General features: G+C 56.6%; 13 protein-coding genes. 3 read left to right on the forward strand and 10 right to left on the reverse strand.

Annotated elements, in window-relative coordinates; all coding sequences use genetic code 11:
- Positions 1 to 88: 88 nt before the first annotated feature.
- The 5 genes from psiF to M8318_RS11255 all read right to left on the reverse strand — a co-directional run bounded on the left by psiF (position 89) and on the right by M8318_RS11255 (position 4592).
- Positions 89 to 409, reverse strand: coding sequence for a phosphate starvation-inducible protein PsiF (gene psiF / locus M8318_RS11235; protein WP_106992101.1), 321 nt, complete (start codon positions 407 to 409; stop codon positions 89 to 91).
- A gap of 90 nt (positions 410 to 499) precedes the next feature.
- A complete protein-coding gene (phoA, locus tag M8318_RS11240) occupies positions 500 to 1918 on the reverse strand; it encodes an alkaline phosphatase (RefSeq protein ID WP_262662610.1) in 1419 nt (472 codons plus the stop codon).
- 98 nt (positions 1919 to 2016) lie between these two features.
- Positions 2017 to 2277 carry an anti-adapter protein IraP gene (iraP, locus tag M8318_RS11245; protein ID WP_106992100.1) on the reverse strand — a complete coding sequence of 87 codons (261 nt, stop codon included), beginning with the start codon at positions 2275 to 2277 and terminating at the stop codon, positions 2017 to 2019.
- Positions 2278 to 2515: 238 nt separating this feature from the next.
- A complete protein-coding gene (locus tag M8318_RS11250; RefSeq protein WP_262662611.1) occupies positions 2516 to 3739 on the reverse strand; it encodes a multidrug efflux MFS transporter in 1224 nt (407 codons plus the stop codon).
- Between the two features lie 133 nt (positions 3740 to 3872).
- Positions 3873 to 4592 (reverse strand): extensin-like domain-containing protein, encoded by a 720-nt coding sequence (locus M8318_RS11255; protein ID WP_262662614.1) that lies wholly within the window; start codon positions 4590 to 4592, stop codon positions 3873 to 3875.
- 106 nt (positions 4593 to 4698) lie between these two features.
- On the opposite strand from M8318_RS11255, the gene ddlA reads away from it, so the two are divergent.
- Positions 4699 to 5799 carry a D-alanine--D-alanine ligase gene (gene ddlA / locus M8318_RS11260; protein WP_262662706.1) on the forward strand — a complete coding sequence of 367 codons (1101 nt, stop codon included), beginning with the start codon at positions 4699 to 4701 and terminating at the stop codon, positions 5797 to 5799.
- On the opposite strand, the gene M8318_RS11265 is transcribed toward ddlA, so the two are convergent.
- Positions 5796 to 6014 (reverse strand): DUF2754 domain-containing protein, encoded by a 219-nt coding sequence (locus M8318_RS11265; RefSeq protein ID WP_106992097.1) that lies wholly within the window; start codon positions 6012 to 6014, stop codon positions 5796 to 5798. The genes ddlA and M8318_RS11265 overlap by 4 nt on opposite strands.
- Positions 6015 to 6261: 247 nt before the next feature.
- On the opposite strand from M8318_RS11265, the gene M8318_RS11270 reads away from it, so the two are divergent.
- A complete protein-coding gene (locus M8318_RS11270) occupies positions 6262 to 6564 on the forward strand; it encodes a DUF2755 family protein (protein WP_106992096.1) in 303 nt (100 codons plus the stop codon).
- On the opposite strand, the gene M8318_RS11275 is transcribed toward M8318_RS11270, so the two are convergent.
- Together M8318_RS11275 and sbmA are read right to left on the reverse strand one after the other, a co-directional pair.
- Positions 6561 to 7661 (reverse strand): DUF1615 domain-containing protein, encoded by a 1101-nt coding sequence (locus M8318_RS11275; RefSeq protein WP_262662615.1) that lies wholly within the window; start codon positions 7659 to 7661, stop codon positions 6561 to 6563. The genes M8318_RS11270 and M8318_RS11275 overlap by 4 nt on opposite strands.
- Positions 7662 to 7675: 14 nt before the next feature.
- Positions 7676 to 8896: a peptide antibiotic transporter SbmA gene (gene sbmA / locus M8318_RS11280; RefSeq protein ID WP_262662617.1), complete on the reverse strand. Its 1221-nt coding sequence runs from the start codon at positions 8894 to 8896 to the stop codon at positions 7676 to 7678.
- 287 nt (positions 8897 to 9183) lie between these two features.
- Between sbmA and ampH the strand changes: the two genes are divergently transcribed.
- Positions 9184 to 10353, forward strand: a complete 1170-nt coding sequence (ampH, locus tag M8318_RS11285) for a D-alanyl-D-alanine-carboxypeptidase/endopeptidase AmpH (protein ID WP_262662619.1) — start codon at positions 9184 to 9186, stop codon at positions 10351 to 10353.
- Here ampH and M8318_RS11290 read toward each other — a convergent pair.
- Both M8318_RS11290 and M8318_RS11295 read right to left on the reverse strand, forming a co-directional pair.
- Positions 10350 to 10976, reverse strand: a complete 627-nt coding sequence (locus M8318_RS11290; RefSeq protein WP_262662621.1) for a helix-turn-helix domain-containing protein — start codon at positions 10974 to 10976, stop codon at positions 10350 to 10352. The two genes, ampH and M8318_RS11290, sit on opposite strands and share 4 nt — an antisense overlap.
- 66 nt (positions 10977 to 11042) lie before the next feature.
- Positions 11043 to 13817: an autotransporter outer membrane beta-barrel domain-containing protein gene (locus M8318_RS11295; protein ID WP_262662623.1), complete on the reverse strand. Its 2775-nt coding sequence runs from the start codon at positions 13815 to 13817 to the stop codon at positions 11043 to 11045.
- Positions 13818 to 13984: the final 167 nt, after the last annotated feature.

Below are 13984 nucleotides of genomic sequence, written 5' to 3' on the forward strand. Positions count from 1 at the left end.
AAAAGCATTTTCCCAAATTATAGAAAGGCTTACTCGAGGCTAAGTATGATATTTCGGGTGAGCCTCCGGGCTCGCTCACCCGTTTGAACTAGCCGGTTTTCTTCAGACAGGCGCTCATAAACTTATTTCGATCGTCGCCTTTGAGGGATTGCTGGGTCGCCTGGCTATTACATTCGCGCATCTTTTGTTGCTGAGGATTCAGGCTTTTTTCGCCCGGTTTCGAGGAGGCGTTTTTCAGGCAGTCGCTCATGTAAGTCTTGCGGGAGTCGCCCTTCAGAGCCTGGGCGGTCGCCTGTTGATTGCAGGTGGTCATTCGTTGCTGCTGCGGGGTGAGCTGTTTATCCTGTGCCCCTACCGGGGTAAGAGAAAACAGGCCGACGAGCAGGGTAACCAGCAGGGTGATTTTCATAGCACTATCCTTCTGTGGATGATCACAGTAAGTCTGGTTCGTGCTGCTGAAAAAACCACCCGGCAGGCCATTTTCCTGGCGGGCAGTGCGTTATTTCAGACCTAACGCCGCTTTCATGGTGTAGAACAGATCGGTTTGATCCGTCAGGCCCACCACGTTAGCAGCATGCGGACCGTAGGCTGCGATGCGCAGCTGGCTGCCGGTATGCTCCATCGACTCCCCTTCCGCGTTGCCGTAGCTCATCGCCATCACCGCCCCATCTTTGGTGGTCAGCGCCTGCGTCAGCCCCGGTGCTTTGGTATCCGGCGCAACGATCTGGCTGGAATGGGCGTGATCTGCGGTCACAATCACCAGCGTGTTGCCGTCCTGCTTCGCAAACGCCAGCGCCCTCTGCACGGCCTCATCCAGATCGACGGTTTCGCCAATCTGCCCGCACGGGTTCGCGGCATGATCCTGTTTGTCGATGGAGGCGCCTTCTACCTGCAGGAAGAAGCCTTTTTCGTTTTTGCTCAACAGGGAGATGGCTTTGTCGGTCATCGCCGCTAAGGTTGGCACGCTGTCATTGCGCTGCGGATTAGGCGTACAGGTGACTGGAGGCTTGTCGAGGTTGCCATGATAGCTGGCTTTCGGCCCTTCCCAACGCACCGGCATATTGCCGTCGGCAAACAGCCCCAGCAGCGGTTTATCCTGGCCCGCGTCGGTAATAGCCGCCAGCGATGAAGCATCGCTCACCAGCTGATAGCCGCGCGCCTGCGCCTGCTCGCGCAGGGTTTTGCCCTGCCATTCGCCGGTGGTGGCGGTTTCTGCGAAGGTCTTCGCCCCGCCGCCGAGAGTGACGTCGGCGCGGGCGTTCAGCAGCTGTTCGGTGATGGAGCCTTTCCCGCCTTTTTCCAGCGCGTTGCTGGCGCATTTTTCGCTGGTGACGGACGGGCCGTAGCATTTACGCGAGGTCACATGGGCGACCAGCGCTGCCGGAGTTGCATCCTGCAGTTCGGCGGTGGAGACGTTGCCGGTTGCCAGCCCCGCCGCTTTCGCCATCTCGAGGATGGTCTGATGATCTTTTTCGTGGATATCTACGCCCAGCGCGCCATTGTAAGTTTTCACCCCGGTGGACCACGCCGTGGCGGAGGCCGCGGAGTCGGTAACGTAATCAGGCTTACCGGATTTTTTATCCAGCGCATAGTGGGTATATTGCCCGGTCAGCGGCAGGGCATCGATGCCTTTAAAAAAGCCGCCCGCGCCTTCCGCATAATTTCGTGCCGCGGTTATTTCGGCGTCGCCCATCCCGTCGCCAATCAGCAGAATAATATTTTTGGCTGGCTTGTCATTCAGCGAGGCACGTATTGCCGCAGTCTGCTCTTCCGTCAGACGGCGGGCTCCGCCAGGCTGGGTGATATCGCCCTGGGCGGCACGATTATCCAGAACCCTGGTCGATGCCACAGTTTCAGCATAAATTGCAGGGGTAAATAACAGGGGAAGTAATGCGATATAAAGTGCGCTCTGTTTCACTTATTTTCTCCATGTAGAAATACATAAAAAATAAAACAGAGCGACTATAGGCAACCGATATGACGGTTCTATGACACAAACTTACGTCATATGACCGTTCAGCTGCGCGGGTGCCGTAACAGCTTTTTTACGTATTGCTGCAGCATTTCGCTGTCCTGGGCCGATACCTGCGTAGCCGGTCGGGCCTCATCCAGCGCGCCTTCCACGCTGTCGATCAGTGCCTGCTGCTCACTTTTCGCCATCTGGCGTAACAAGGCAGTCACCACAATTTCCAGGGCTTCGACCTGGGCCACCAGCTCTTTCGACTCTTCTTCCTTTTGGGCAAGCTTCAGCAACAACTCAGCAATGAGATTTTTCACAGCGCTATTTCCTTATCACGTTTTTTCCGACGTTATCATTATGCCTGAGGCTTGCAAAGTAGTTAAAAGTACTATTTTTAGCCAAACGCCACACGCCTCATAAATTAATCTGGCTGGCTGCGGGGAAAGTGTGACTTAAATTAAATTCAAACTGAGCCCACAATGCAAAATAAAAGCAGAACCGCCATTTCAAATAAGGAATAATGACAGCCCGGCTTAACTCTATTCTACAGCGGCGCTACAACCTTTTACTCGCCCGCGTCCGGGCTTCCTGCTGGCGTCGACGCCGCATGGCCCATGCCAGCTGGATAATATTCAGCAATACCACCACCGCGGTGGCGGCAAACACCCAGCGGAATCCGGCCATCGCGGAGACCGCCGCCCCCATCAGCGGACCGGCGACGTTCCCCAGATACATAAACGACTGGTTATACCCGAAGATCCGCCCGGTCACCCGATCGCTGGAGTATTTGATCAGCAGCGTTTGCACCGCAGGCAACATGGCGCCATCGGCAAAGCCCAGCAGGAAGCGCAGCACCCCGAGCTGGAAGGGGGTGGTGACAAAGGACATGGCGAAGAAGAGCACCACCGCCACGATAAGCGTCGCCATCAGAATGCGGCCGGTGCCGATGCGATCCCCCAGCTTACCGAGACGCGGGGCAGACATCAGCGCCGAAACGCCCGGCACGGCGGCAATCATCCCGCTCAGGAAGGCGATATTGGTGCTCTCCGGTGCCATCGACTGAATAAACAGCGCGAGGATCGGCCCCACCGAACCGTTGCAGAGCTGGATCACCATGGTGGTGATAAACAGGCTGATCATCAGCCATGGATAGGGTAGCGAGGCAAAGACCGCCTTGCCGCTGAGGCGCTCCGCCTTGCTTACGCTCGGACGCGCCCCCTCTTTAATCAGAAACAGCGTCACCAGAAAACTGATCACCAGCAGGACGGCGGTGATGAGGAACACCGCTCGCAGACCAACGTGGTCAGCCAGAAAGCCCCCCATCAGCGGACCGCCAATCACACCGCTGATCTGCGCCGTCGACAGGGTGCTGATGGCCCAACCGCTGCGGTCCCGGGGCACCTGGGATGCCACCAGCGCCATGGCGTTTGGGATATAGCCGGAAGTCAGCCCCATCAGCGCACGCAGCAGAAACAGCTGCCAGACGTTGGTGACAAAGGCCTGGAGCAGGATCGCAATTGCCATTCCCAGGGAGGCGCGCAGTAGCATCAGCTTGCGCCCTTTACGATCGGCAAGGCTGCCCCACATCGGCGAGACGATAGCGGAAACCAGAAAAGTAACGCTGAAGGTCAGGCCTGACCACATCGATAAGGCCTCGTGGGACGAGACGCCAAGCTGGGACACGTACAGCGGCAAAAAGGGTAAAATCTGGCTGATGGCAAGGCCGGTGAAAAAACAACCAAACCAGACCGAAATGAGGTTAACTTTCCAGGATTCCATAGGCGGATACTGTCTACATTTTGCGTGAATTCACTATCAGATTAGCAAGTTACACTGCGCCGAAAGTTGTCAGGGATGCGCCCGCCGTGACTTCGATGTTTTATCTTCCCAGTCATCATATCTGTGAAACATGTCACATATTTTGGCCTTTTGTCTGGTGATTTATGCTTTGCGGGCAGTAGCCAAACCCCCGCATTCCCAGATGAAAATGGTTAGCGTGGGCGGCATTATAGTCCGGCCCGAGGGCATTACCGAAATAGCCGCAGCTGGCCCCCAGCAGCGCCCGCAGCCACGGCCCGGAAGTGTCATTTTTCCAGCCGCGCAGAACCGCGATCCGCTGGCCGTTCTCCAGCGTAAAGCCGCTGATATCCAGCGCCTGGGCGGTAGCATGTTCGCTGCGCCGGGCATTAGGCCGATGATAGATATTTCGGCAGGCAAAGCTGCCGAGATGATCAATGCGCGACAGGCTGCTGCCCATCATGGTTTGGGTCAGGGGCCGGGCCTGCTGGTTGACGAACAGCGCCGAGCTGAGTGCCAGCGGGCAGCTGGCAAGAAAACTGCTGCTGAGGCTGACCTGGCCAAAACTGCGCACGCGCACCACATCACTCAGCGGGCACTCCCCCGTGGTGTCGGCCACCGTCTGGGTGCGGATCAGCTGGCGCGCATTGGCCTGCGCCAGCAGGATTTCACAATGCTCAGGGGTCAGGCGACGCAGCTTAAACTGGGTCAGAGTGCCGGGGGGATCGTCGAGGGAAAGCGGCGCAAAGGGGTTGTAATACGACGGCAGCCAGCGGTAGCCCGCGATGGCCGCCGCAATGACTGCAATACAGATAATCAGGCTTTTCCCTTTCACTCATCCTCCTGAAACAATGTGCCAAAACATTATGGCAGAAGGCGGCGAATTCCGCCGGGCATCGTGATAGGGTAAGCGTTTTGAGTCAGAGTGGATGAACGAAGTGATGGCGAAGTTGCGGGTAGGTATTGTCTTTGGGGGAAAATCAGCCGAGCACGAAGTGTCGCTGCAATCGGCCAAAAATATCGTTAACGCGATTGATAAGAGCCGCTTTGAGGTCGTGCTGTTAGGGATCGATAAACAGGGCCAGTGGCACATTAACGACGAGCAGGGCTATCTGCTCAACGCCGACGATCCGGCGCGCATTGCGCTGAACCCGTCTGAGATTAGCGTTGCCACCGTACCGGGGGTAATACAGGGCCAGCTGATCAATGCCAGCACCGGACAGACGCTTACGCACCTCGACGTCATTTTCCCGATCGTCCACGGCACGCTGGGCGAAGATGGCTCCCTGCAGGGGATGCTGCGGATGGCCAACCTGCCGTTCGTCGGCTCTGACGTTCTCGGTTCCGCCGCCTGCATGGATAAGGACGTGACCAAACGCCTGCTGCGCGATGCCGGGCTGAACGTGGCACCTTTTGTCACCCTCACCCGCGCCAACCGCGACCAGCATACCTTTGCCGATCTCAGCGCCCGCTTCGGCCTGCCGCTGTTCGTTAAACCGGCGAACCAGGGCTCCTCCGTTGGCGTCAGCAAAGTAAACAGCGAAGCGCAGTACAGCGAGGCGGTGCGTCTGGCCTTCACCTTCGATCACAAAGTGGTGGTGGAACAGGGAATTAAAGGCCGTGAGATCGAGTGCGCGGTACTGGGGAATGATTTCCCGCAGGCCAGCACCTGTGGCGAAGTGGTCCTGAACAGCGAGTTCTACTCTTACGACACCAAATACATCGACGACCAGGGCGCGCAGGTTGTGGTGCCTGCCGTGCTGGATGCTGAGGTTAATGACGCGATCCGCGCCATTGCCATCGAGGCGTATCAGGCGCTGGGCTGTCGCGGCATGGCGCGTGTCGATGTCTTCTTAACGGCGGATAACCGCGTCGTTATCAATGAAATCAACACTCTGCCAGGCTTCACCAACATCAGCATGTACCCAAAACTGTGGCAGGCCAGCGGTCTCAGCTATCCGGATCTGATCACTCGCCTGATTGAACTGGCGCTGGAGCGGCATGCCGCTGACAGCGCGCTTCAGATTTCGGTAACAGGTTAATCCGCCTCGTTCGCCGTCGTCTCTTCCGGGCGACGGCGAATAATAAACCCTGCCAGCCAGAAACTGACAACCCAGGTCACCAGCCCTACCGCATAGGTTTGCCAGCCCTTCGCTTCGAAGCCCAGCAGCCCCACCACTCCGTTCAGAATAAAGATAAGCCCAATAGCAAAGGCGTAGAAATGCCAGTCACGGCGGATTTTGGCAGGCAGTTTCATGGTCGCTCCAGAAGAAAAAATCTATCCTCGCACAGTTTTGTCAGCAGGTCTGTGGCGCATGCGGAAAATCTGAAATGAGAGTGAATTTCACTTAAGTAAAAAATCTGTGATGTGCGGCAAAATTCGCACATCCAGGAGAATTCTCCCGGCCAAATTACCATCATTCCGATATTGACATCTGCCATGTGCTGTCAAACTCAACGTGTACAACAGGCATTTAGCCAGACAGAACATACCGGAGGTAGTTATGGCAGACTTTACTATGTCGAAGCCGATTTTCAGCACCAGACAACCTAAGACCTCCACGGCAGGAAATATCGCTTACGCTCTGTTTGTGCTGTTCTGCTTCTGGGCAGGCTCACAGCTGCTGAACATCCTGGTGCATGCGCCCGGCGTGTATGAACACCTGATGCAGGTCGAAGATTCCGGGCGGCCGCGCGTGGAAATTGGACTGGGCGTCGGAACTGTTTTCGGGCTGATCCCGTTCCTGGTGGGGCTGGTGGTATTGGGCGCCGTTGCGCTGGTCGTGCGCTGGCGCCGCTACCGTTAATTCAAGGCCATACACTTCGCCCGGCGATCGTCTACGCGCTGGGCAAACCAGGCGGTAGTCAGATTGCGGGTGATTTTCGGGCTCTCAAGCTGGATCCCTGGCAGCATCGCTTTCGGTAATGTCTTACCGCTCTTCTGCTCCGCCAGTTTATACACCTGCTGATACAGGTCGGTTTTCTCAAACGCCAGACTGTCGCCTTTCCCCAGCTGCTGACGGATCTCGCTGTCGCTCATGTCCAGCTTGCCTTTCAGCTTGCGCACCGCCAGCTCCGTCTTCCCTGCCTCACTGCTGCCATAGGCAATCAGATCCCCGTCCAGCGCCAGCTTCACGCCACTGGCGCGGCTGACCGCATTCTGGAATGCTGCATTGCGGCTGGCGTACCAGCCAGCGTTGAAGTCAGCAAAGCGGTAGAGCGGCACATCGTAGTTGGCGGGATAGTTCAGCAGATGGTACGTGCCGAACCACAGCCCGCCGCGCAGGGAGAAGACCTCCTGACGCACCGTATTCTCGATTTTCCACGGATAGCCGTCGGTATGCTTTTCCGCGAAGGCGATGCTGACCTGCATCGGCCCGCCGGTATGCACCGGGTTCAGCGAGCCAAACAGGGTCTGGCCCATCGGCACCGTCCCGATCATATCGTCGAAGATGGCGCTGAGCTGTTTCTCGGTTTTCACCGTATCCAGCCGCTCACTATAGCTTTTCCCGTTCGGCGAGGTGATTTTCAGCGCCGTGTGCACCAGAAACGCCGGAATGTGCAGCTTTTCTGCCCGACGGTCGATCTCTTTCCAGGCGATCTTATTCAGCCCCGGCACCGCCGGATCGGACTGATACAGCGACTCCTGCTGCGCCACCGCCAGTACCGAGCAGATATTCTCCTCGGTAGGGGCGATCTTCTGGCTTTCGAAGGTTTTCGCCAGCGCCGACGCCCACTGATCCCGGTCTTTCACCGAGGCAGGCATTTTTTGCCGCACGACGCTTGCCACATCGACGGGCTTTTCGCCCTTTTTCAGTGGCGCAGCCCCCTTCTCTGCACACCCGGCTAACACCAGGGCGGCAAGCAACGACAACGGTAATGCACGCGGTACGGTAAAAGACATAACGACTCCCTGTATTAGCTCAACGTATGGGTCACTTCCTGTAGATCCTGACCATCCAGCTCATGTTCGAAACTGCGTAAACGTTTATAGATGGACATCAGTTCCACCAGCGTCGTCCAGGAGTTGATCAGGTACTGGAACGAACCGCGTACCCGGTCAAAAACGTTGGTGATTTGGGTCATCAGACCGAGCGTAATCGTACCGGCCACAATCGAGGGGAACAGCAGGATTATGCCGAAAACGTTATCCGCCTGCAGATAAAGGATACGGGCGATATTGAAGTACATGTAGTGGAAATAGAGGCGGAAATAGTTGCGACGCACCGCGCCGAACAGCTCGCGCACCGTCGGCGGCGAGGCGCGGCTGGGATCGTCTTCGCCATAGACCAGCTCTTTACGGTAGGCCGCCTCAACGCGCTGGTTTTTAAACTCCAGCCCCGGCAGCTTGATCCCCACCACCGCCAGCAAACCGGTGCCCATTACCGACCAGACAATGGCAGCGATCACCAGGCCGTACGGCAGATGACCGACGACCGGCAGCTCCGGCACGTGCGCCGACAGTGTTACCAGCACCGGCAGGAAGGCGATCAGGGTCATGACGGCGTTGAGAAAACTCACCCCCATATTCTCCAGGGTAGAGGCGAAACGCATGGTGTCTTCCTGCACACGCTGGGCCGCCCCTTCGATATGGCGCAGCTGCTGCCAGTGCGCCATATAGTATTCGTTCATCGCGGTACGCCAGCGGAACACGTAGTGGCTGACAAAAAAGTTATTCAACACGCCAATAACAACGGCGATCAGGGCGATGCCAAGGAACGCGCCCACTTCATGATAAAACTGGTTAAGGGTGACTTTATGCGGCGCGCTGAGGGCGGTCTGGATCAGGTCATAGAAAGGGGCATACCAGGCGTTGATTGCCACCCCAACTTCCACCAGAAACCAGGTGACGAAAACGATCAGCGAGGTGCCGAGAATAGACCAGTACTGCCAGCGGTGCGGCGACCAGATAAACCAGAACAGGGCAAACACCCCGACGCAGAGGGCGTAATATGCATAGAAAAGCAGATTGCCCGGCGACCAGAAACGCGCCGCGCTAATGGGTACATCGCCCGTGATGCTGAACAGGCGCTCTAACCAGGCGCCACCACCGGCCTGCCAGAAAATGACAGCGATCAGAGCCCAAATAAAGGCCGAGAGAAAAAAGGGTCCCGGTTTTGGGAAAAACGACTTAAACATAACGCTTCCTTCTTGTAGTTATCGCTACTGCTGTGGACGACGGATTATCAGACCTGCCGGCCCGATTTTAGTTCGTCGTCAACCGCCACCTGAGCGGAAAAGTAAGTGAACCTGACAGGTATCATAAGCGCAATGTCACAAAACATGAGATCGGTAATAACGAAATTGTTTGTATTTACCCATGGTTACGTTTTTCACGCTATCGTTATGCTGTTCAGGCCTTTGCAATACGCCGTTTAGTAGTATAAATACGCATACTTTTTTCATTCACTTCATGGATGCTTTCGTTGAAACGTAGTCTGTTACTCTCCGCCGTGCTGTATACGGCCAGCCTCTCCTGCGTGCAGGCTGCCCCTGCCCAGCCGATTGCCGATCCGGCTTTTGCCTCCGATGTGGTCGATCGCTATGCGAACCTGATTTTTTACGGCAGCGGCGCAACGGGGATGGCCCTGGTGGCGATTGACGGCAATCAGCGCGTATTCCGCAGCTTCGGCGAAACGCGTCCGGGAAATAATGTTCATCCGCAGCTGGATTCGGTAGTGCGCATTGCCTCCCTGACCAAATTAATGACCAGTGAAATGCTGGTGAAACTGCTCGATCAGGGCGTGGTGAAGCTGAACGATCCGTTAAGCAAATATGCCCCACCGGGGGCACGGGTACCAACTTATCAGGGCGCGCCGATTACTCTCGTCAACCTGGCTACCCATACCAGCGCCCTGCCACGCGAACAGCCGGGCGGCGCCGCGCATCGTCCGGTATTTGTCTGGCCAACCCGGGATCAACGCTGGAACTGGTTATCCACCGCCACCCTGAAATCATCGCCGGGCTCGCAGGCCGCCTACTCAAACCTGGCCTTTGATCTGCTGGCCGATGCGCTGGGCACCGCGGCGGGCAAACCCTATGCCCAGCTGTTCGACGAGCAAATCGCCCGTCCGCTGGGGATGAAAGACACTACCTTTACCCCCTCCCCCGATCAGTGCAAACGTCTGATGGTGGCGGAGAAAGGAGCCAGCCCGTGTAACAACACCCTGGCAGCGGTGGGCAGCGGCGGAGTTTACTCCACCCCAGGCGACATGATGCGCTGGATGCAGCAGTTCCTCTCTTCTGATTTCTATGCGCGCAGCAATCAGGCCGACAGAATGCAGACGCTGATTTATCAGCGCAGCCAGTTAACGCGGGTGATCGGCATGGATGTGCCAGGCCGCGCGGATGCGCTGGGCCTCGGCTGGGTCTATATGGCACCGAAAAATGGCCGTCCGGGCATTATCCAGAAAACCGGCGGTGGCGGTGGATTCATTACCTATATGGCAATGATCCCGCAGTCTAACGTGGGCGTATTCGTGGTGGTGACGCGCTCGCCGCTCACGCGTTTCGTCAATATGAGCGACGGCGTCAACCAGCTGGTGGTTGAACTGAGCGAGAACAAGCCGCGGGCGATCCCCGCCTCCCTGGACTAATATTCAGCGGGCAAATGGTTGACCCTAATCAGTTTGCCCCTTTCCATAATGATGTAGTTCCCCTGCCGTAACGCCGCCAGCACCTCTGCCACCACCGAACGCGAAATGCGCGTGCGTCGCTGAATGTAGCTCATTACCCCCACCCGCATCCGTAACGATTCATCCCACTGGGCCATATCCAGCAGCGTGGCGCGGATCTGGCTGTAGGAGTTATTACCCACCAGCTGCTTATCGCGGATCTCCATCACCCGGTGGTGCCAGGAGAGCCAGCAGAACGCATCAGACCATAAACCGGCCTGTTGGATCAGATGGCGGGCGCCAGCGGCAGGGAGGTAGAACCCGGAACAGGGGGATTGTGTCACCAGCAGGTACTCTGTGCTGCAGCCCATCATGCCAGCGTTGATCCCGAAGATGTAGGGTGCGGCGACAATCTCGACCAGCAAATCATCCTGCTGTCGGTGAATACTGAGCGATCCTGACTGCAGTACGACCGCGTAGTGCTCTTCTTCATTGCGCTCGCCAAACACCGGAAGCTGGGCAGACAGTTTGAACGGCGTGCTGTGCGCAGAGAGGCACTTTTCGAGCCGGGAGAATTCAGAAATGGGTTTTGCATACCGGTTCATGCAGATCTCGAGTCATCTTAACTAACGCTAAAAAGCGGGGAGGAAAACCTCCCCGCATCAGGCGTGTTACCAGGTGTATTTCACACCGAGGTTAGCACCCCAGTTTTGATCAACATCACCACCACCGAGGTAAGTGGCATCAGTGTAAGCACTGAAGTTTTTGGTGAAGCTAAACTGCGTACCCAGGCCCACGCGTACCGCGGAACCTTTCACACCGTTATCGATGTTGTCGCCGTTCACTTTGGCATCTTCACCGGCATCGTCATACACATAGGCCAGTTTGAAGAACGGTGTCAGTGCCTGATCGTCGCCGTAACCGATGGTGTAGCCCGCGTCGAAACCAACTTCATAACGCATGCTGTCGTAAGACTGGCTGCCTACGCGCAGATCGTTGCTCAGACGGTAATCGTCGCCAGACTGGAACAGGCCGGAGATGGCGGCATACGGCGTGAGGTAACCGGCATCGTTCGGTTTCCAGTCGTAGCCCAGCTTCAGCCCAAAGCCCCAGGCGTCAGTCGTGGTATTGCCATCGACGTATTCGCCCGTGCTCATGTTGGCAGAGAGATCGTTATTGAAGCGTGAGTAGCTCAGGGAGCTGTCGATGAAGAGATCGTTAGCAAAGCGCGCCGCGGAGTAGAGCATCGCGGTCTGGCTGTCCTGATCCACCTGGCCGCTGCGATCGTTCATATCGCCTTTGGCAAAGCCCGCTGCCGCACCGAAGATCCAGTCGGCGTTGTTGCCATCAATATGGGTATCGAGACCCACCATGATGCCGCTGACGTCCTGATCGTAATGGATGGTGCCGTTATCGCCGTCGAAATTACCGCCGAAGACGTTCACCCATGCGCCACCGTTGTCCGCCAGGCCGTGACGGCTATTGGTCAGACGGTTAGCCAGGGCATCCTGCTGCAGATGCCAGATGTTGGTATTGGCAGACGGAATGCTCAGCGCCATGTTGGCGTAATCGGCCAGGCGCTCCTGATGCAGCACCACGGTGTCGCCCTGCTGCTGAGCCTGATAAGTGTAAGCCCCGAGATCCGCTTTGTTGGCCGCGGTGAAGCTGGCCTGCGTATCGGCGTTATTATCGTAAACGCGGATGATCTCCTTATCTTTGTAGTCGGCAACGGAACCGGCCCCGGTCGCGTCATCCAGACGGACTTTGTAGTTACCGGAGACTTCACCGTTCACCGCCAGATGACCATCCGAGTTCAGGGCAATGGTCCCGAAGTCGTACTCTGGCTGGTGGATATCGTTGGTGATATAGCGGGCATTGTTCAGATCGGAATTGAACACGTAATCGCGGCTGGCCACGTTCAGCACACCGCCGTCGGTCAGCACCAGTTTGTGGGTGTCGACCTGGCCCAGACCCAGCGCCAGCTCTGCACGGTTATCCACGGTAATGGTGTTGGCGTACAGCTCCGCCGTTTCCTGAGTCAGGGTGGTCAGGCTTGAACTGTCGAGATACAGGCTGTCGGTTGCCACACCACCGGCATCGCCGATATTCATGGTGGAGGCATTGGTCAGCGTGATGCTGTCAGCCAGCAGGCTGGAGCTCTCTACGTTCACCTGCGAACGGTTGTTGACGGTCAGGGCATCAATGTTGGACTGCTTACGGGTATCCCACTCGGAGCCGTTATCCAGCGCAACGTTGAAAATCCCGCTCTGATAAACCTGGTTGCCCACTACATGGGCGTTGCTGTTGAAGGTGGATCCCGGCCAGATGCTGTTTGGCACCAGGCTGCGCCAGTCGACGCTGCTGTAGCCGAGGCCATACATATCAGCAGGCCCAATCGCTTCAACGCTGGAGACCGCCGCACCGACCCACTTGCTGCCGTTGGTCAGGGTCAGATCCAGTTTGTCGGTCCCGTCCCAGCCGTTGGTGGTCGGGTTGTAGACGCCATCAGCGGTGGTGTCGGTGGCCGGATCGCCATTCGGGTAGAAGTTATTGTCGAAGGTGCTGGTGAACAGCACATCGCCGGTCAGGGTGGAGTGATCGAAGTTCGCCGTGGTGCGCATGGCGTTATCCGCGCTGCCGGCCGTCACGATCAGCGCCGCATCATCAAGGGCGGTGGCTGCGCTTTCGCCGTAATCGCTCGGTTTTGCCGACTGACCATAGAAACCGCTGGTGCCCAGATCGCTGTACGCGCCGGAGGTAACAACGGAATCCTTCACCTGCAGGGTATTGGTGAAGACATGGCTGTTATCTTCGATGCCGGTGACGGCATCATACGGGGTGTTATCCAGCTGGTGATAACCCTGAGTCAGGGTGATCCCGGCGATGCGGGAGTTGTTCTGGATAACGATGTCAGATTCCACGTCGAGGGTAATGGCGTTGCCCAGCGCGTGAGTATCCCAGTAGTTGGTGGTGGTCGTGGAGCCGCTCACCACATCGTAAGCATAATGCTCATAGGTATCGTTGATGGTGGTGTTGTCCACCGTCAGCGCAAAACGATCGTACTGCTGATGTGAAGTACCGTCGGGGTTCAGACCGCCCGCACATTCGGTGGTCATACACTGAGAGGTGATCATCCCGTTAATGGTGCTGTTGGCGATCGACAGGGCGTTGGCATGGCCGCCTGCGCCATCATCCAGGTAATACGCTGAGATCACGCCGTTTACGGTCGATTTATTGATGACGGGATAGATATCGCCATCGTGGGCCGCAGAAGAGTAATTCCAGTCGGTATATCCGTTATACCAGGCCGAGGTGGCAGTATTATCGTAACCAAAGGTGTTGTAAGTGCTACCAGAAATATCTTTTGCATTGGCCTGAGAAGCGATAGCCAGTGTACAGGCTAATGCAAGTTGAGATACAACAAGTTTCTTTTTCCATGTTTGCATTGGGTCATCCCTCCTCAGGGACGTAAGCAAGTTTGTCCGTAAATACAGTGCAAATATATTGCGAGGCGAATTATGCAGCCTCAAAACAAAATGGTTCAATGAATCCTACAATTAAGTCCGAAAACAGACGGAATTATATAAATAATTTTTAAAATATAAAAAATAAT

This window comes from Leclercia tamurae (genome assembly GCF_025566055.1).
GTDB classification, from domain to species: domain Bacteria; phylum Pseudomonadota; class Gammaproteobacteria; order Enterobacterales; family Enterobacteriaceae; genus Enterobacter; species Enterobacter tamurae.

What these genes read in the sequence shown, in the direction of transcription:
- M8318_RS11270 (WP_106992096.1), top strand. Translation starts at nt 6,262, where the DNA reads ATGGCAGACTTTACTATGTCGAAGCCGATTTTCAGCACCAGACAACCT.
- M8318_RS11275 (WP_262662615.1), bottom strand. Translation starts at nt 7,661, where the DNA reads ATGTCTTTTACCGTACCGCGTGCATTACCGTTGTCGTTGCTTGCCGCC.
- ddlA (WP_262662706.1), top strand. Translation starts at nt 4,699, where the DNA reads ATGGCGAAGTTGCGGGTAGGTATTGTCTTTGGGGGAAAATCAGCCGAG.
- M8318_RS11265 (WP_106992097.1), bottom strand. Translation starts at nt 6,014, where the DNA reads ATGAAACTGCCTGCCAAAATCCGCCGTGACTGGCATTTCTACGCCTTT.
- psiF (WP_106992101.1), bottom strand. Translation starts at nt 409, where the DNA reads ATGAAAATCACCCTGCTGGTTACCCTGCTCGTCGGCCTGTTTTCTCTT.
- sbmA (WP_262662617.1), bottom strand. Translation starts at nt 8,896, where the DNA reads ATGTTTAAGTCGTTTTTCCCAAAACCGGGACCCTTTTTTCTCTCGGCC.
- M8318_RS11290 (WP_262662621.1), bottom strand. Translation starts at nt 10,976, where the DNA reads ATGAACCGGTATGCAAAACCCATTTCTGAATTCTCCCGGCTCGAAAAG.
- M8318_RS11250 (WP_262662611.1), bottom strand. Translation starts at nt 3,739, where the DNA reads ATGGAATCCTGGAAAGTTAACCTCATTTCGGTCTGGTTTGGTTGTTTT.
- M8318_RS11295 (WP_262662623.1), bottom strand. Translation starts at nt 13,817, where the DNA reads ATGCAAACATGGAAAAAGAAACTTGTTGTATCTCAACTTGCATTAGCC.